Raw genomic sequence first — 18,324 nt, 5'->3', positions numbered from 1 at the left:
CATACGATTTTACAAATCTAATTTTCTTGGTGTTTCTTATATTTTAAAGGGACTGCAACTAGAATGCGGTAAAACCGTATTCTGTTACAGCCCCTTTTTGCATTCTTTTGCTAGATTTTTATTTTATCTACTAAATTTTTAAATTCTTCTGCTGCTTCATATGGATTATCTGCATGAGCAATAGCAGATATTACGGCTACTCCACTGGCACCAGCTTGCAAAACAGGCGTTGCGTTAGCTAACGTAATCCCACCTATACCAACACAAGGTAATGTTAAGCCTTCTGCTCGTAACTCAGTAATACAATCTGGTCCGCATGGCTCTTGTGCATCAGGTTTGCTACTTGTAGCATACATAGGACCTACACCGACACAATCTGCATACACTACATCAGTCTTATGAAGTTCCTCCACAGAATGAATGGATATACCAACAACCTTATTTCCTACAAGATTACGAACGTCTTCTAAACGCATATCCTCTTGTCCTACGTGAACACCATCAGCATTAACAGCCACTGCTAAGTCTACATCGTCATTAATAATATAAAGCACATTATACATAGCACAAATTTCTTTTAACTGCTGAGCTAATTCTAGTTTCTGTTGTCCTTCTAATGTTCCTATGCCCTTCTCTCTAAACTGAAAGCATGTAACGCCACCCCGACAAGCAGCTTCAACAGTGTCCAATAAATGTCTTTCATTAAATCCTACATCCTGTGTACCACTAATAAAATATACCTTTAATTGATCAGGTACAACTACGGGGCGTATTCGATTTTTAGATAAAAGCATCGCATCATCGAATTCATATAAGGCATCCATAAATGCCACACTAAAGATGCCAGGTTTTACACCGCTCACCTTAACCGCACTTTCACCAGCAAGTCCATAGTAAGCCAGTGCATACGCAAGAAACTCACCGATAGACAGGTTATCCATAAATGGATAATAGGAACTAAAGAATGCAGCTAAGACAGCTCCTAATAGACAGCCGGTCCCTGTTACCGCTGTCATGATTGAGTGACCATGAGGAACTGCAAATACGCGAGTTCCATCAGAAACGTAGTCCTCTTCCCCCGTTGCGACGACAGGACAGTTAATTTGGCGTGCAAGACGATACGTTATAATTGCGCTATCCTCAACTTGTTCTCCATCTACACCCTTACCCGAAAGAGAACTATCAATCTTATGATTTGTATTAAGAGCATCATAGATGGCTTTAATTTCACTTTGGTTCCCTCGTAGCAACGAAATAGCACCAGTTTTAATCAAGTCTAAAACAACAGATAATCGATAAGCCCCGGCGTGACAACCCACAGGGTCTAGTATAATGGGTACCTCATGAGCCTTCGCTAATTTAACAGCCTCTTTGTAATAAGTAACCTTATCTGGTGTAACGGTCCCAATATTGATGAGCAGTGCAGAAGCATGAACGATAAGGTCTTTTAAGTCTTCGCTACACTCACTCATCACGGGTGATGCACCGATGGCTAGCAAACCGTTAGCTGTAAAGGTCCGCACCACATCATTGGTAATACAAATAACAAGAGGATTTTTTTTGCGTAGAGACTCTAATATATTCAGTTCGGACCAATTTGAACCATTTATATTTGGATTGTTGTAGGTCATATAACTATCTCCTCTAGTCATTTTTCAAAAGTTCATCCATCGTTTGAGGGCCATTTACCAATAACCCATAAGCCATATGATTAACAGGTCCACAGCCATTTCCAAGTGCTGGATTATGCTTAATAGCCAATGCAATATAGTTCTTTGCAATACCAATGGCATCCATTACATCACGCCCTTTCGCTAGCTCTGCCGTAATAACCGCCGAGAAGGTACAACCCGTACCGTGAGTATGAACAGTATCATATTTAGGGCTTGTCCACGTATGCATATCTCCATCTTTGGTGAAAGCATAATCCGTTGCATCATCTCCAATATGCCCACCTTTAATGATGACCACTTGAGGTCCTAATTCACGTAAAATACGGTTAGCAGCTGTTGTGATGTCACTTTTACAAGAGATAGACATGTCCGCTAACACCTCTGCCTCGCTACGATTAGGTGTAATGACTGTGGCGACCGGAATGAGTTTAGATTTTAAGAAATCGACAGCCTCATCCGATACAAGTCGATCACCGCTGGTGGCAATCATAACTGGATCCATCACATAAGGGATGTTCTTACTTACATAAGGATAAATGAGATCCATCATCTCTGGTAAAGCAATCATGCCCGTCTTAACGGCTTGTGGTGTAATATCTGAATATACATCGTGTAACTGTTTTTCTATGCTTTCTAGCGATAGGTGTTCTACGTGATGTACACCCGTTGTATTTTGAGCCACCACAGAAGTAACAACGGCCATGCCGTATACATTTCGACTTTGGAAGGATTTTAAATCAGCCATAATGCCAGCGCCACCACTAGGGTCAGTACCGGCAATTGTTAATGCAGTATGTAGTTTCATTATGCCTCCTTGTGTAACAGATTACGTCGAGATAAGATTTGTAATACTACAAAGCCAATGCAAGCACCTCCGATAGAGCTCATGGAAAAGGATGTAATCAAGGTCAACAATGCCAATGGTTTGCCTAGTAGGAAATGAGCAATTGGATAACTTACAAGAGCACCAATAAGTCCAGTGCCAATGATTTCGCCTAAAGCCGCTGCCCAGATGGCGTTGTATTTTTTATATAAATACGCAGATAACCAAGCGCCAATCATACTACCTGGAAAGGCTAATGGAGAGCCTAGTGCTAGTACATTACGTAAGCAAGAAGTACTAAAGGCTGCGCCTACAGAGAATCTCGCCCCAACTATAACGGCTAAGATTACATTTATCATATGTTGAAATGGAAAAATACGAGCAGGGCCAATAGGAATCGACGTAGTCGATAAGACGACACCTAAGGCCACACATATGCTAGCAATAATCATTTTTTTCATAATACCTCCAAGTAAATAAAAATGAGACCACCTCAAATGGAATGGTCTCGTAATAGTTTGGTATCATGTTTCATTCCACTTCCCTACGCCAGTATTATCTGGATCAGGTCTAGGGTTTTGAATGGTCAATCTCAGCAAAAGCACCCCTAGTGGCAATATATTTTTATAATCTAGTTATAACATTATTATACAATCTATGCAACAAAATAATTGACGGTTCCCGTAGCACCTCGTATAATGAAGCCATAATGGGGTGCTCACACGAGTGGGCTGAGAGTAAGCTAAAGCTTTAACCCATAACCTGATTTGGATAATGCCAACGTAGGGAACATAGAGGATTAATGGTCGAGTTCCTGTGAGCTCGGCTTTTTCTATGACTTCCTGGCAAGGAGGACGTATGAAAAATACACACATCACGCAACCACAATTTGCCATGATATGGTTCGGTGCCGCTTTATCGATTGCGGAAATTATGACCGGTACCTATCTGGCCCCCTTAGGACTTACACAAGGTCTCTATGCCATCATCTTAGGTCATATTATCGGCGGCATCCTGCTATTTGGTGCGGGACTCATCGGTGGCCGCTTGCGGCAAGGCAGTATGAACACGACAGCCTTTAGCTTTGGCCCACTAGGGGCAAAGGGCTTTGCCTTTTTAAATATGCTCCAGCTCATCGGTTGGACCAGCATCATGATTTACGATGCCATGTTAGCCTTACAAGCACTGGCACCTCTATCACCTATGATTTGGACCATTGCCATCGGGGCCCTCGTCATTTTGTGGCTCTTCATCGGCCTCCACAATACGGGCTATATTCAAGCCATCGTATCTATTCTATTGCTAGGCCTCACCCTCTACATGGGCACGCACATGATATCGCAGTGGCCTAGTGAAGGTGGCCTTCTAACTAGCGGAAACATGAGTTTCATCGCTGCTCTTGAGTTATCTATTGCCATGCCACTATCTTGGCTACCTCTCATCAGTGATTATACCCGTGAAAGTAAACATCCTTTCACCGCATCACTCACAAGTGCTACGGTCTACACGGTAACGAGTATCGTCATGTATACCTTAGGTCTTAGTGCCGCTATTTTTGGCGGTGGCGACTCCATCATTACTATCATGATGAATGCAGGACTTGGTCTTGCTGGACTCATCGTTATTATCTTCTCTACCGTTACTACAACCTTTATGGACGCTTACTCTGCAGGTGTTTCTAGTACGACTATCTATAATAGTGCATCTAGTAAGGGCATTGCAGTTATTGTTACCATCGTTGGCACTATTGCAGCTATCTTGTATCCGATGGACGATATTACAGACTTCTTATACCTCATCGGATCTGTCTTTACCCCAATGATTGCCATCTTGCTAGCGGACTACTTTATGAATCGTCAACAAGTGCAAACTCTATCGGCTTTTTTAGTACGCGGCACAATTTGGGCTGTATCGGTCGGTTTATATCACTATATGTTACACAGTGAAAGCACCGTAGGTGCTACATTACCAGCCTTTACAATGGCCTTTATCATAACTACTATCATTGGTTTCGTAAGTAAAGCAGTAAAGGTCTCTACAGAAGTTAAACAACCATAATAGGATATATACAACAAGCATCCAAGATAGGAGACTAACTAAATAGGAACTGCTATATAAACAATAAAACCCCTTTAGGAGCAATAACTCGTATGAAGGGGTTTTGTTATTTAGATTCTTTTATTTACATTATTGTTATTTAGATATTTGAATTTGGCCTTCTTCACAGGTCCAGTGCCGATCTCCAACCATTTCGGCTTCGCTTTCATCATGGGTAACCCATACACAAGGTACATCCCACTCGCGAATAATGGACACCAAATCTTCGCGCACATGCTTTCGCAAGTTCCAATCTAAAGCAGATAAAGGCTCATCAAGAAGCAAGATAGTCGGTTTAGAGTAGAGCGCACGTCCCAAAGCAACTCGTTGCTGTTCGCCACCAGACAGACTGCCAGCCTTCGTTTTGCGATATTTCTCAAGGCTTAAACGCTGCAATAGACTATTGCACATGTCAGGTGTGCCTCGTTTGCTATAGGTAATATTATGTTCCACAGACAAATGAGGGAATACGATGTTGCCTTGTGGCATATAGCCTACCTGACGTTTTTGAGCGGGAACCCAAATCTTATTATCTCGATCCACCCACGTTGTTTCATTACAGTGAATACTACCTGTAGTGGGTTTTACCAGTCCTGCAATGCATTTAATGAAAGTACTTTTACCACTGCCAGATTGACCTGTCAAAACGGTAATACCAGAAGGAAGTACCCCATCGGCTTTCACAGTCACAGAAGGTCTAGCTACGGTAAAGGAAAATGTAATCATCGGACCTCCTAATTATTATCAATGTGACGGAACAAGGACCCCTTTGTGATGAGGTGAATCCCACTCAACAATGCCAATGTGAGCACACAAATATAGATAACTAATTCAAAAGCATCCATGTACTGTCCTGCCTCTACGTAAGAGTAGATAGCAAGTGGCATGGTGCGCGTTACCTTTGGAATATTGCCTGCAATCAAAATGGTAGCACCGAACTCGCCCATAGCACGACAGAAGGCTAAGATACTGCCCGTCAAAATGCCTTTCCAAGCGAGTGGTACGGAGATAGTAAAAAAGATACGTAACTCTGAAGCACCTAATGTACGCGCTACGTCCTCCATATTATGATCGACGGATTGCAATGCTGAACGCACCGTTTGATAAAACAGCGGAAATGCAATTACAGAGGAGGCTATCACGGCACCGGATGCAGCAAAAACAACACTCATATCATGAGCTTCAAGCCATGCACCAAAGGCATAGCCTGGCGTAAACACCATGAGAAGAGCAAAGCCAACAACAACTGGTGGCAATACAAGCGGCAAGGTAATAAGTGCATCAATAATAGCCATGCCACTCCATTTACAGCGATTCATCCAATAACATGCGGCTAAACCACTTAAAATAACTATAATAAGAGCTATACTTGCTACCCATAGTGATAGCCATAATGGACTCATGTCACGCCCCCTTTCTATACAGAATAACTCTACAATATGTGCTATATCCATTAGTCCCAAAATATTTTTAAGCAAATTATATGCCTAAAATCATATCATATGCTAGATTATTTAACAGTCATCACTACAAATGAGCTAGAAATTACATACAGTTAAAAATAGCATACCCTTAGAAATAATGTTATTAGTAATACCAATAATGTCTCTATTGTATCATAAGAAAACGCTAGCCCTGAAAGCTAGCGTTTTACTCTTATTTAGAAGTAGAGAAACCGTATTTTTCTAACACTTTTTGGCCTTCTGGGCTCATTACGTATTGGTAGAAGTCTTTTGCCAACGCGTTGTCATATTTTTTGATAATACCGATTGGATAGATAACTGGATCATGAGAGTCAGCAGGTGTTACAGCAGAGATTTCAACTGCATCACCAGCTGCGATAGCATCAGTTTTATAGATGAAACCAGCATCTCCAGCACCTTGGCTAATGGAAGCTGTTACAGCTTTTACATCTTTAGCGTATACTACATTAGGTTCTACCTGTTCCCAAACGCCTAGTTTTGTTAATACTTGTTTACCATAGTTACCAGCTGGTACTGTTTCAGGATTGCCCAATACGATACGCTTTACTGTAGCGATTTGATTTAGCTCAACCTTAGGTTGACCTTTTGGAACTACGAGAACGAGTTCATTAGTTACGAATGGTTTTACATCAGTTACCAAATCTTTTTCTTGTAACATTTTCATATTTTTCTCGTCAGCAGAAATAAATAAACTAGCTGGTGCACCTTGTTCGATTTGTTGACGTAATGTACCAGAACCAGCGAAGTTAATAGCGATTTGATCATCCGCTAAGTTATGGCTTTTTTTGTAAGCATCAGCCAATTCTGTAAGAGCACCTTTGAGGCTTGCTGCAGCTTGTACAGTAATCTTTTCAGATGTGCTTGGTTTAGCTGACTCAGCTGGTTTACTTGCATCATTGCCACAACCGACTAAAAAGGCAAGCATGAAAACGCTCATTAACACTAATAAAATTCGTTTCATAATTCCTCCTGTGCATCCCTTAAAACGCCACACTGTAAAAGCTATGGTAACACCTAGAGACACCTCGTGTACTAACAAACTAAAATATACAATATATTCATATTATACTATAAATCGATGGTTAAAGTCGTATATCCAAAATCACATATTGCATAGATATTTCTGATGATTATGATAAGTAATTATAATCGATAAATTTCTAAGCCCCAAACAATAGATACTATGGTATGATAATACTACAAAGGATAAAAATATTTTAAAAAACTTATTCACTTACAGCTTATATAAAACAACTGTATATTTACTACATATAGTTATACGATTAATTAAAACTATGCCTTATATATTAACTAATATATTAAAGAAAAACTCTAGGTGAGATGATGAATCTATTCGAATTAGTAGGCCATATTTTTATGAATTCTATGGTCCCTATCTTAGTACTTATAGGCGTGGGATTTATATTAGATAGAAGATTTAAACTCGATCTATATACGCTGAGTAAACTAAACTTTTATATATTGTTACCTACCTTTATATTTCGAGCGATGTATGAAGCTAAACTTAACTCAGGTACTTTGGAGATTGTATTCTGCGCGCTCTGTGTACTCATATTAAACTCCATCCTTTCAGATGTGGTAGGTAAGATGCAAGGATATGATGTGGCTAAGATTGCAACCTTAAAAAACTGCGTTATGTTTAATAACGTTGGGAATATGGGTGTCGCCCTTGCTATCTTTGTATTTACTAACATTCCATACGTCATCGATGGTGCTACCCCCTATGCTAATCTAGGTTTAGTGAGTGTTGTATCTATCATGATCATACAAACTATTAGCAGTAATACCTACGGTTTCTACCAAGCGGGAGCAGGACGATTAACCCCTCGGGATGCACTAAAAGTCGTATTCCACATGCCCATGGTATATGCTATCCCACTGGCGCTACTTTGCCACCTACTCCCTTTCGATTTACACGGTCTCTTCTTCTTTGCACCGCTCAATATATTTGCCAATGCTTTCGTTGGCGTCGCTATGATTGCCTTGGGTGTTCAAATTAATAGAACACCGCTAAACTTCTTTAAGATGGATGTCATGCTTGCTACTACATTACGGCTCATTGTAAGTCCACTCATAGCCGCTGGTATTACCATACTATTCATTATGTTCTACGGTCCTATGCATCCAATAGCGGCACAAACCATCATCATAACCTACAGCGTACCTACGGCTATCAATATGTCTCTTATTGCTATTGAAATGAAGAATAATCCAGAATATGCTACACAAATCGTAATGGGCACAACTATTTTATCCGCTATAACTATGCCACTGTTTATTACTATAGCCTATTATCTATTCCCATTATATTAAAATAAAAAATCATAGTTATAAAAAATCACTCATAGCCATATGACTATGAGTGATTTTTTATGCCTTAGCATTTAGCCTTGTTAAACAAGTTACACAAGCTGTAACAATTATAGCACCAATAATTTCATTCAAGGCTAAATTATGATTAAGAATAACTACATCTAAAGCTAAAGTAACTATTGGTCCCATTGCACTAATAACGGCTGCAAGAGATGCATTAATTCTTTTAAGACCAAAAGACATCAAGTATGAAGGAATGATAGAACAAAAAATGGCCAAAAATACTAAATAAATCATAGTATGTGTTTGGAGTGTTGAAAATGTAGTAAAATTTTTGCTATCAATTATAAAGCCGAGAAGTAAAAGTACTGTAGTTATACACATATAAGTACTGGTAAAAATAGTAGAACTAATATTCGAAACAGCCCTCTTACTATAAATAATAAACAACGCCCAAAAAATGGCAGAAAGTAAAACTAGTGAAATACCTATTAAAGTATCTGTAAGGTGGTTATCAACGGTAGGATTAAACATAATTGCTAAGCCTAGCACAGTAGATACAATTAGAACTACTTTTGAAAATGTAATGCGTGATAAATCTGAAGATAACAGAAAAACGTAAATTGGAAATGTAAATAGAACGGCACGTTCTAATGAGGCAGATATATATAATAATCCTATAAAGTCAGCTATAGATGAAGATAAATAAAGAATAGCTCCAAAAAATGAGTATTTAAAAACCTTACTTTTATTCACGCTATTCCAATCAAAACGAATCATTGGTATAAGAAAAAAAGGTAATGATAAAACAGCCCTACACACAAGAACATTCAAGGGGCTCAGTGAATCTAAATAAATTAGTTTTGCCCATATAGATTTTGTTGATAGGAATACAGTAGCTAAAAATACCACTAATATTCCTATATTTTTCATTAACAGATTCACTTTATATACTTCTCCATAATCAAATACAACTCAAATAAAATATATAAAATATAAAAACACATTTCATCCTAAGTAGGACGAAATGTGTTCATTATAAAAAATTTAAATTATTGATGAGCTACGTGTTCCATCCCCATGCGAACTAAACATTCAACATGATCATCGTTTAGAGAATAATATGCTGTTTTCCCATCTTTACGATATGTAACAAGGCGCGCTTGGCGCAATACACGCAATTGATGAGAAATAGCAGATTGTCCCATCTCCATGGTTTCTGCAATGTGATTAACACACATTTCATTTTCTAGTAATAGCTCTACTATTTTAAGGCGTGTAGGATCACCCAAGATTTTAAACAGTTCTGCTAGCTTCAGCAATGATTCTTGTTTGTCGGTCATATAATCCCCCTTTTTTAATCCTATCCATTCTTTTTTGTAGCTCTTCTATGTCACTAATCGATACGTCTTAACGTATAACACCAATATGTATGGCATACATATAGACATTATATCATTTTTAACATAAAAAAGAGACTTTGAGAAACCAAAGTCTCTTTTTTTATCATATCTATATAAGATATAAGATATAAATTATTTAATGATCAATACAGGGCAAGTGGAGTGGCTAGTTACATAGCTACTTACGCTACCCATGAATAAGCCTTTCAAAGGGCCAAGACCACGGCTACCCATTACGATGAGATCAGCATTATATTTTTTTGCCACTGCAAGTAGTGCAGGTCCAGGGGAGCCAACTTCAAATACGCTTTTAACTTTTACGCCTGCAGGAATTTCTTTCACTACATCATTAAGAATTTCCTTACCAGTTTCTTCCATATCCTCAGCAATTTGCTCAGATACATATCCACCAGAAATTGGTGTTTGATCAAAATTGGAAATAGCAGACACAATATTTGCAACGTGAACAACAATCAATTCAGCTTGGTTGCGATCCGCTACAGCGAGAGCATGTTCCAACGCACGTTTAGCATTTTCAGAACCATCAGTAGGTACGACAATAGTTTTGTAGGTAACCATAATAACCCCTCCTATTCCTAATCCCTCAAAGGGGATATGATCAAATATCGTTTAGCCTATACTAATATATTCTAGACCATCAAGGAAAACTCCTCTTTTTTCTGAGGATTTATTACATTATAGCACAAATCGTACAGAATTATACAAATAAAAGAATATTATGCGTATATTAAAGAACCTGAGACGATTGATTTGTATTAAGTGTAGTAGTCAATTTAAAACCATCTAATATATCTATAAGTTCCTGAGTAGCAAGATTGCTAGTGGATGGACCAATCATTCGAGCTACTGCTACATTACCTTCATTGCCAAGAATAATTGTTGCACCAAAGGATACTGGTTCCGCTACAGATGTATCAGATGTATTTGGATTTTTCATATGGCCCGCCAAATAGAACATCACATTACCGTCAATGATATGCGTTTCATAACGAGTAATCGTGGCCTTGTTCACATCAACCAATTGTTTAAGATAATAATCACCAAGCATCTGCTTAGCCATCATAGTTGGCATACCGGAGCTGACAGCTTGTACAGGGATTGTAAAAGACTCAATATCAAGGCGTATATTATGTTTGGTAAAAGCAATCTTGCCCTTTTCATTAAGACGGGTGAAGCCTTTTGGATAAGCAAACTTGATGCCCTCAGCTACACTGATATCGCTTGTGCCGGTTAATATTTTTTTTACCCCTTTAATAGCATTAGAACCGCGCTTATTGATCAATTCAAAGGATGGGATTGTATGCTCCATCAAACCTAGCTCCATAAACTCTGCACGAACAGGTGCATACGTACTAGACAAATTGTACCGATGAGTTGGATCTTTCTCCATGATAAATTCTGCTTCAAATACAGACTGAACCGGCTCTGTAGATGTCATATCTGCATAAGATTTTGGTGTACTCTTATCCCAGCGTGCGGAAACTGCACCTTTCTTAGCAAAGAACCCACCAACAATATCATTATGCTCAAAGTTATTGCTATGTTGGCGCCAGATATTTAAATACTCCTCATTAGACATGCCCTTAATAGGTACACCATACCAAGTTGTATTCCATTCTTTTTGAGATATTCCTTCTTGTGGTGTATTATTGCGCTTAGTAAAAGATACTGTATAGGAATCCTCTTGCGTAGGGCCCGCTAAATTGAAGGAATACCCTTGAATATGTTCGCTTTCACTACGCACGTCCATATCTAACATAACGCCATCAGCTACACGCCAAGGAATCGAGAACATATAACCATTTTTGTAATCCTTCACCACCGTGTTCATCTTAGTAGCATAGGATTTGTATTGTTCTGGCAAAATAGATGCGGAATCCTTCTGAGATTCCACAATAGATAAAGGTATATCAGGCGTCTTCTGTAAACCTTCCGCCATAATAGAAGTCGTTCCCAAAGCCATGACAGCTAAGGTTGCCGCAAATAAACGTAACTTCATAGAACCTCCTATAACATATTATCCAAGAACGCTTTCGTTCTTTCGTTCTGCGGATGACTAAAAATTTGTTCTGGTGTTCCTTCTTCTTGAATAACACCATCAGCCATAAAGATAACACGATCCGATACTTCACGAGCAAAGTTCATTTCATGGGTTACGATAATCATCGTCATGTGATCGTCCGCCAATTGTTTAATCGTCTTAAGGACCTCACCAGTAAGCTCTGGATCGAGAGCAGATGTAGGTTCATCAAATAGCATGATTTCAGGATTCATCGCTAACGCACGAGCAATAGCTACACGCTGTTGCTGACCACCAGACAAGCGAGATGGATACATATTACGTTTTTCCCATAACCCTACTTTATTGAGTAGTTGCTCTGCAATCGGTGAGATTTCATCATCTTTCATACCTTTTACCATACGTGGAGCAATCATAATATTATCTAATACCGTCATATGTGGGAACAAGTTAAAAGATTGGAATACCATCCCCATACGAAGCAATAATTCATGCTGAGTTTGAGGAGAAGCATATTTTACAACCCCATTTTCAGTACTAGCAAGAACCGTACCATCAACGGTAATAGAGCCTCCATCAATTGTTTCTAACTGGCCCAAGCAGCGTAAAAATGTGGATTTACCTGAACCAGAAGGTCCAATAATAGAAACGATTTCTCCTCTATTCATTTTAAGCGACACATCGCGCAATACTGATTGATTATTAAAGCGTTTTTCAATACGCTCCATATTTACAAATGTCATAAGTACCTCTTACGTCGTCATATTAAGTATATAACCAGCACCTCAAGTAAAGATATCTCATCTACAAAATCGCATCTATAGCATCAAATAAAAGTATCTCACCTATAAAACTAGCTATATCATTATATACGACAAACTATCATAGAATTAGATTAATCTTCGTATACAGCAAATCTTCGTTCTAAGTAGTTGAAGATATTCGTTAAAATAAAGGTAAAGATCAAGTAGAATAATGCTGCCACGAGGAATGCAGAAATATCAAAGTCACGTTGTACGATAGATTTTGTAATACGCAAGATATCATTCATCGCCAATACATACACGAGAGATGTATCTTTCAATAAGTTAATCGTCTCATTCGCAAGAGGAGGCAATACACGTTTAAACATTTGTGGCAAGATGATCTTACGCATAGTTTGTGCATAGGTAAAACCAAGCACCTTCGCCCCTTCGTACTGACCTCGAGAGATAGATTGAATACCCCCACGGAAAATCTCACATAAATAAGCTGCGTAGTTTAATACGAAGGTAAGAACTGCTGCCGTCGCATCATCCATTTGAATGGCACCGTCTGTGATGATTGGTAATGCATAATAGACGAATAAAATTTGTAGCATCAACGGTGTGCCCCGCATTAAATATACGAAAGCATCGACAAGCTTATCTACTAAAGGCAATTTAGATAGGCGTAACATAGCCATTAAAATGCCGCCAGGAATAGATAAAATCCATACAATACAGAATAGCGATACGGTTACCTTTAAACCATCAGCGATGGTTGGGATAATCTGCAATAAATAATCTAACATGAAAGACTCCTTCAAAACACGACTAGAGAAGGGCCATCTGGCCGCTTCTCTAGTGTACATTTCGTTCTTTAATTATCAGTTGTACCTACTGACCATAGTACTATTAGTATATCACGAATTGTACTATTTAGCATCGCTCTTATCTAAGTCTGCGCCTGAGCCTAACCATTTTTCAGCAATTTTATCAGCAGTACCGTCTTTTTTCATTTCAGCTAAGATACCATTAATTTTGTCACGCAAAGCAGTATCATCTTTGCGGAAACCAACAGCGAAATTATCAACGCCGTAGTCAGTACCTTCTACGATTTTGTATTTACCAGGTTCTTTTGTCATAAGATAACGAGCGATTACACCGTCAGCAATAACCGCATCAACACGACCAATACCAAGATCCATAAATGCACTTACAAAATCCGCATAGGATTTTGTTTCTTTAACCGTCTTACCGCTTGGGTCGTTTTGCAATGCTGCTTCACCAGTACTAGCTTGTTGCACGCCTACTACCTTACCAGCTAAATCGGCTTTACCTTTAATGGAATCATCGTCATTACGAACAATGACATATTGTTTATCCTTCATATATGTATTGGAGAACAAAATATTTTTCTCCCGCTCAGGAGAAACTGTTAAGCCATTCCACAACGCATCAATTTTTTTTGATTTTAGTTCCGCTTCTTTACTAGACCAGTCGATAGCTTTGAACTCTACATCCATGCCAGCACGTTTAGCTGCTTCTTTAGCCATGTCGATATCAAAGCCAACGATTTCACCTTTTTCATCTTTAAAGCCCATTGGAGGGAAACTATCATCTAAACCGATAACAACTTTCTTAGGCAATTCTGTATTAGCTTTTTTAGCGTCACCACCACAACCTGTTACAAATGCCATCATAGACACGGCTGCAAGGCCAACGGCCATCATCTTTTTCCAATTCATAACTATCCTCCACGGCGATTATCGCCCATTTACTACTTAATAATATGTTCAATACAGATTTAGATTCCGTACTTAATGATTGTATTATACTTTAGTTTGTTAAAGTTGTAAATAGTTAATTCGATGAATTTTGCATTTTTTATTTTACAGACTCTCCACATATATAGTTTATGATTCTAGATTCATTTGCTTTATGTTTCTGTAGTCCTATATTTATATTTCTGTATGCCTATATTATATGACGCTTCGTACTTACACTTTATGACTGCGTATGTTTATGGATAGCCTCAATCATCGCCATTTTATCCTTATACGCCACCTGATGCAGATCAAGTGGTATCACATAGATCCCACCATGACCATTCATTGCTTGCAACTCACGCCATTCCTCAGTGAATCCAATAATATGCTCATAATCAACAAAGACGAAATATTCATCCCCATAGAATAAACTGTGAAAGTATTCTTTCACAGAAAAAGGCCTACGTTTTAACACGAGGCCCTTTTCACAGATAAAAGCTTGACTTTCACCTAATCTATGAAGGGTCCATAATATCACGAGCAACAACAGATAATACCATACACGTTCCGCCCAGTCTGAGGGCATATATTTTACAATCAACGCACACGCAACTAGACCGATGATGCGACCGGTCCATTGTATACCACGATGTATTTCTAAGCTCTGTTGTACGGCACCTGATAAAAAGCGTTCCATCGCCTCTTGTTTCGTCATGGTTTACCTCACAAATTGAAAGTCTACTATATGATTTTATTTACGGCACAAGCCCATAGCTTGCTCTACTTTACGATACATTTGACTCGCTTTAGCATGAGCCTTAGCAGCCCCTTCATCGAGAATTACATCCAACTCAGGACTTGTAATCAATTCATTGTAACGTTGTTGAATTGGCTCAAGGGTTGCTACTAATAGATCGGCAATATCGGATTTAAATACACCGTAACCCTTACCAGCATACATTTCTTCGATAGATTCGTAGCTGTCTTTTGTAATAGCACGGTAAATCCCCATCAAGTTAGAGATGCCAGGTTTATTTTCTTTATCATAGCGAACCGCATTATCAGAATCAGTTTGAGCTCGTTTCAACTTTTTCACGATTAAATCTGGTGCATCCAAAAGACGGATTGTAGCATTTTGGTTATCATCAGATTTACTCATTTTCTTAGTTGGTTCTTGCAAGCTCATAACGCGAGCGCCACCTTCTCCGACCTTGATATCAGGTACTACAAAAGTTTCACCGAATCTACGGTTAAAACGCTCTGCTAAATTACGAGTCAACTCGAGATGTTGCTTTTGGTCTTCCCCTACAGGAACATAATTCGTACCATATAGCAAAATATCTGCCGCCATCAACGGTGGATACGTAAGCAATGCAGTTGGAATAGAATCCCCTTGCTTTTGAGACTTATCCTTGTACTGAGTCATACGCTCTAATTCGCCAACATAGCTAATAGATTGCATAACCCAACCGAGCTTAACATGCTCAGGTACTTCGGATTGAACAAACAATGTTACCTTTTTAGGGTCAAGGCCAACCGCAAGGTACAATGCAGCCAAATTACGAGTGTTTTGAAATAATTCTTTTGGATCTTGCGGTACCGTAATCGCATGTTGGTTAACGATACAATAGTAACATTCATCAGTATCTTGATAGTCTAAGAAATTACGTAAAGCCCCCAAATAGTTACCAAGTGTTAACTCCCCACTTGGTTGGATGCCGGAAAATATAACTGCCATAATAGTCTCCCTATATTGAAATAAACCAACAGTGCCAAAGCACTGTTGGTTATATATTATTCTACGGTTACAGATTTAGCCAAATTACGTGGCTTATCTACATCTGCACCGCGTGTAATTGCTGCATAATACGCCAATAGTTGCAATGGTACAACCGCTAAGATTGGAGCGATAAATTTATTCGCACGAGGCACATAAATTGTGTGGTCTACGTGTTTAGATAATTCTTCGTCACCTTTCATGCCAATACCGATTACAATAGCTTCACGAGCTTTTACCTCTCGGATGTTGCTGATCATCTTATCGTAAACATCCTCTTGTGTAGCCAATGCAATAACAGGTACGCCCTCTTCGATAAGAGCCAATGTACCATGTTTCAATTCGCCACCAGCATATGCTTCAGCGTGGATGTAAGAAATTTCTTTCAACTTCAAAGCACCTTCCATCGCTACTGCATAGTCGATAGCACGGCCCAAGAAGAATGCATCAGATTTGAAGCCATAATGTTTAGCAAAGGCTTTCATATCTTCGTCTACTTCAAAGATTTCATGAATCAAGGATGGTAAGTTTTTAACGCCGCTAAGAATTTCTTCAGCTAAGGCTGGATTTAATTTACCATTTAATTGACCTAGGTATACGGCGAACAACAATCCCGCTACTAATTGAGTAGTATACGCTTTTGTGGACGCTACAGAAATTTCAGGGCCAGCCCATGTGTAAACTTTGTTATCCGCTTCACGAGAAATACTGGAACCAACAACATTGGTAATGGCCAATGATTTGGCACCAAGGCGTTTAGCTTCTTTCAAAGCCGCCAATGTATCGGATGTTTCACCAGACTGACTGATAACGATGCATAATGTTTTATCATCAGTCAACGGGTTGCTGTAACGGTATTCAGATGCAATTTCTACATCAACTGGAATACGCGCCAAGTTTTCAATATATTGTTTTGTTACAAGCCCTGCATGGTATGCAGTACCACATGCAACGATGAGAATTTTATTGAAAGCTGCCACATCTTCAGCAGTCCAATTCAACTCATTAAAGATAGCTGTCTTACCGTCTTCAGAAATATGTGTACCAAATGTATCGCGTACAGCCTTAGGTTGGTCATGAATTTCTTTCAACATAAAATGCTCATAACCGCCTTTTTCTGCTGCTTCAGCGTTCCAATTTACATGGAATACCTCTTTATCAACAGGTTTGCCTTCACGGTCAAATACGGATACATTATCGCGAGTTACGATAGCTAATTCACCATCGCTCAAGATGTATGTATCGCGTGTGTAGTTAATGATAGCTGGAATATCGGATGCTACAAAGTTTTCCCCTTTGCCGAGGCCGATAACCAAAGGGTTTTCTTTCTTTGTACAAATGATTTTATCCGGTTCATCGGCACAGATGATTTCGAGAGCATACGCACCGTCTACACGATTCAGCATACGACGAACAGTACCGACAAAATCACCATCGTACATGTCCTCCAATAAATGTGCAACCACCTCTGTATCCGTTTCAGATTTGAAATGATATCCTTTTGCGATGAGTTCCTCTTTTAAAGGCATATAGTTTTCAATAATACCGTTATGTACAACGGCAAATTTACCATCTTCAGATGCATGAGGATGCGCATTCATATCGGATGGACGACCATGTGTAGCCCAACGAGTATGTCCGATACCTACAGTTCCTTCATTAGGATCCGCTTTCACGATAGTCTCTAAATTGGAGAGACGGCCTACCTTTTTTTGAATTTTAATTACATTTTCAGGACCGATGACAGCAATACCTGCAGAGTCATAACCACGGTATTCTAACTTTGCCATACCGTCCAACAAGAAATCAGATGCTTGATTAAAGCCAATGTATCCTACGATACCGCACATGAGTATATCCTCCTATAACTGGGGGTATTTCTAGCCCCAGCAAAAACTAAGGCTAACTAATTAATGTTCTAGATTAATATTCTATTTAATGTATTAATTATTAATTCAATACAATTCATTCAGATATACTTTGTCCCCATCGTTACCGATGGGCTTTTTAATACCTGTTACGACATGAATATGCCGGAAGAGCATCCGCTGATGACTCGATCACTCTTCACCTCGTCTACCCTAACGACTGCCTTCGCGGGTACTTGCGCTATTCGCCTTTACGAATTTGGAATTCCTTTCTATGATATACGGCAGAATCAGTACAAAATAAAATATGTACTG

General features: G+C 39.0%; 18 protein-coding genes and 2 riboswitches. Of the genes, 2 read left to right on the top strand and 16 right to left on the bottom strand.

All coding sequences use genetic code 11. The features are described from left to right. Positions 1–110: 110 nt before the first annotated feature. The 3 genes from thiM to thiW are packed head-to-tail and all read right to left on the bottom strand — an operon-like array spanning position 111 to position 2,957. Positions 111–1,631, bottom strand: a complete 1,521-nt coding sequence (gene thiM, locus E7B10_RS06915) for a hydroxyethylthiazole kinase (protein ID WP_077708082.1) — start codon at positions 1,629–1,631, stop codon at positions 111–113. Positions 1,632–1,644: 13 nt separating this feature from the next. Then, a complete protein-coding gene (thiD, locus tag E7B10_RS06910; protein WP_287510456.1) occupies positions 1,645–2,478 on the bottom strand; it encodes a bifunctional hydroxymethylpyrimidine kinase/phosphomethylpyrimidine kinase in 834 nt (277 codons plus the stop codon). Further along, positions 2,478–2,957 (bottom strand): energy coupling factor transporter S component ThiW, encoded by a 480-nt coding sequence (thiW, locus tag E7B10_RS06905; protein WP_101928937.1) that lies wholly within the window; start codon positions 2,955–2,957, stop codon positions 2,478–2,480. The genes thiD and thiW overlap by 1 nt, the downstream gene beginning before the upstream one ends. A 63-nt stretch (positions 2,958–3,020) precedes the next feature. Next, positions 3,021–3,115: riboswitch (TPP riboswitch) on the bottom strand. Positions 3,116–3,196: 81 nt separating this feature from the next. Beyond that, positions 3,197–3,302, top strand: a riboswitch (TPP riboswitch). A gap of 52 nt (positions 3,303–3,354) precedes the next feature. Here thiW and cytX point away from each other — a divergent pair. Then, positions 3,355–4,554 carry a putative hydroxymethylpyrimidine transporter CytX gene (cytX, locus tag E7B10_RS06900; RefSeq protein ID WP_060919418.1) on the top strand — a complete coding sequence of 400 codons (1,200 nt, stop codon included), beginning with the start codon at positions 3,355–3,357 and terminating at the stop codon, positions 4,552–4,554. Positions 4,555–4,689: 135 nt separating this feature from the next. On the opposite strand, the gene E7B10_RS06895 is transcribed toward cytX, so the two are convergent. The 3 genes from E7B10_RS06895 to modA all read right to left on the bottom strand — a co-directional run bounded on the left by E7B10_RS06895 (position 4,690) and on the right by modA (position 7,038). After that, complete coding sequence (locus E7B10_RS06895; protein WP_038125778.1) at positions 4,690–5,319, bottom strand: ATP-binding cassette domain-containing protein; 630 nt, start codon at positions 5,317–5,319, stop codon at positions 4,690–4,692. A gap of 8 nt (positions 5,320–5,327) precedes the next feature. Then, positions 5,328–5,996 carry a molybdate ABC transporter permease subunit gene (gene modB, locus E7B10_RS06890; RefSeq protein WP_287510458.1) on the bottom strand — a complete coding sequence of 223 codons (669 nt, stop codon included), beginning with the start codon at positions 5,994–5,996 and terminating at the stop codon, positions 5,328–5,330. A gap of 253 nt (positions 5,997–6,249) precedes the next feature. Beyond that, complete coding sequence (gene modA, locus E7B10_RS06885) at positions 6,250–7,038, bottom strand: molybdate ABC transporter substrate-binding protein (RefSeq protein WP_008715397.1); 789 nt, start codon at positions 7,036–7,038, stop codon at positions 6,250–6,252. A gap of 383 nt (positions 7,039–7,421) precedes the next feature. On the opposite strand from modA, the gene E7B10_RS06880 reads away from it, so the two are divergent. Continuing rightward, complete coding sequence (locus E7B10_RS06880) at positions 7,422–8,411, top strand: AEC family transporter (RefSeq protein ID WP_008715395.1); 990 nt, start codon at positions 7,422–7,424, stop codon at positions 8,409–8,411. A gap of 57 nt (positions 8,412–8,468) precedes the next feature. Here E7B10_RS06880 and E7B10_RS06875 read toward each other — a convergent pair whose 3' ends face one another. The 10 genes from E7B10_RS06875 to glmS all read right to left on the bottom strand — a co-directional run bounded on the left by E7B10_RS06875 (position 8,469) and on the right by glmS (position 17,991). After that, complete coding sequence (locus E7B10_RS06875; RefSeq protein ID WP_287510459.1) at positions 8,469–9,344, bottom strand: DMT family transporter; 876 nt, start codon at positions 9,342–9,344, stop codon at positions 8,469–8,471. A 119-nt stretch (positions 9,345–9,463) separates the two neighbouring features. Further along, entirely contained in the window at positions 9,464–9,754 is a 291-nt protein-coding gene (locus tag E7B10_RS06870; protein ID WP_004693850.1) for a metalloregulator ArsR/SmtB family transcription factor, read from the bottom strand. 192 nt (positions 9,755–9,946) lie between these two features. Then, positions 9,947–10,393, bottom strand: coding sequence for a universal stress protein (locus E7B10_RS06865; protein WP_004693853.1), 447 nt, complete (start codon positions 10,391–10,393; stop codon positions 9,947–9,949). A 169-nt stretch (positions 10,394–10,562) separates the two neighbouring features. Beyond that, the gene (locus E7B10_RS06860; protein ID WP_004697729.1) at positions 10,563–11,834 is read right to left on the bottom strand and encodes a hypothetical protein; all 1,272 of its coding nucleotides are present in this window, start codon (positions 11,832–11,834) and stop codon (positions 10,563–10,565) included. 8 nt (positions 11,835–11,842) lie between these two features. Further along, positions 11,843–12,598, bottom strand: coding sequence for an amino acid ABC transporter ATP-binding protein (locus E7B10_RS06855; RefSeq protein WP_004697945.1), 756 nt, complete (start codon positions 12,596–12,598; stop codon positions 11,843–11,845). Between the two features lie 152 nt (positions 12,599–12,750). Next, positions 12,751–13,407 carry an amino acid ABC transporter permease gene (locus E7B10_RS06850; protein ID WP_004693858.1) on the bottom strand — a complete coding sequence of 219 codons (657 nt, stop codon included), beginning with the start codon at positions 13,405–13,407 and terminating at the stop codon, positions 12,751–12,753. A gap of 123 nt (positions 13,408–13,530) precedes the next feature. Next, on the bottom strand, positions 13,531–14,343 hold the full coding sequence (locus E7B10_RS06845) for an amino acid ABC transporter substrate-binding protein (protein ID WP_004693860.1): 813 nt from the start codon (positions 14,341–14,343) through the stop codon (positions 13,531–13,533). A gap of 259 nt (positions 14,344–14,602) precedes the next feature. Then, positions 14,603–15,079 carry a hypothetical protein gene (locus E7B10_RS06840; RefSeq protein ID WP_021147724.1) on the bottom strand — a complete coding sequence of 159 codons (477 nt, stop codon included), beginning with the start codon at positions 15,077–15,079 and terminating at the stop codon, positions 14,603–14,605. Positions 15,080–15,115: 36 nt separating this feature from the next. Next, positions 15,116–16,102: a tryptophan--tRNA ligase gene (trpS, locus tag E7B10_RS06835; RefSeq protein WP_287510461.1), complete on the bottom strand. Its 987-nt coding sequence runs from the start codon at positions 16,100–16,102 to the stop codon at positions 15,116–15,118. A gap of 56 nt (positions 16,103–16,158) precedes the next feature. Further along, positions 16,159–17,991, bottom strand: coding sequence for a glutamine--fructose-6-phosphate transaminase (isomerizing) (glmS, locus tag E7B10_RS06830; protein WP_287510462.1), 1,833 nt, complete (start codon positions 17,989–17,991; stop codon positions 16,159–16,161). Positions 17,992–18,324 lie beyond the last annotated feature (333 nt).

It is taken from the genome of Veillonella sp. (assembly GCF_032470285.1).
Taxonomy (GTDB): domain Bacteria; phylum Bacillota; class Negativicutes; order Veillonellales; family Veillonellaceae; genus Veillonella.
The sequence above is the reverse complement of the archived record's forward strand: the minus strand, read 5'-3'. Positions and strand labels throughout refer to the sequence as shown.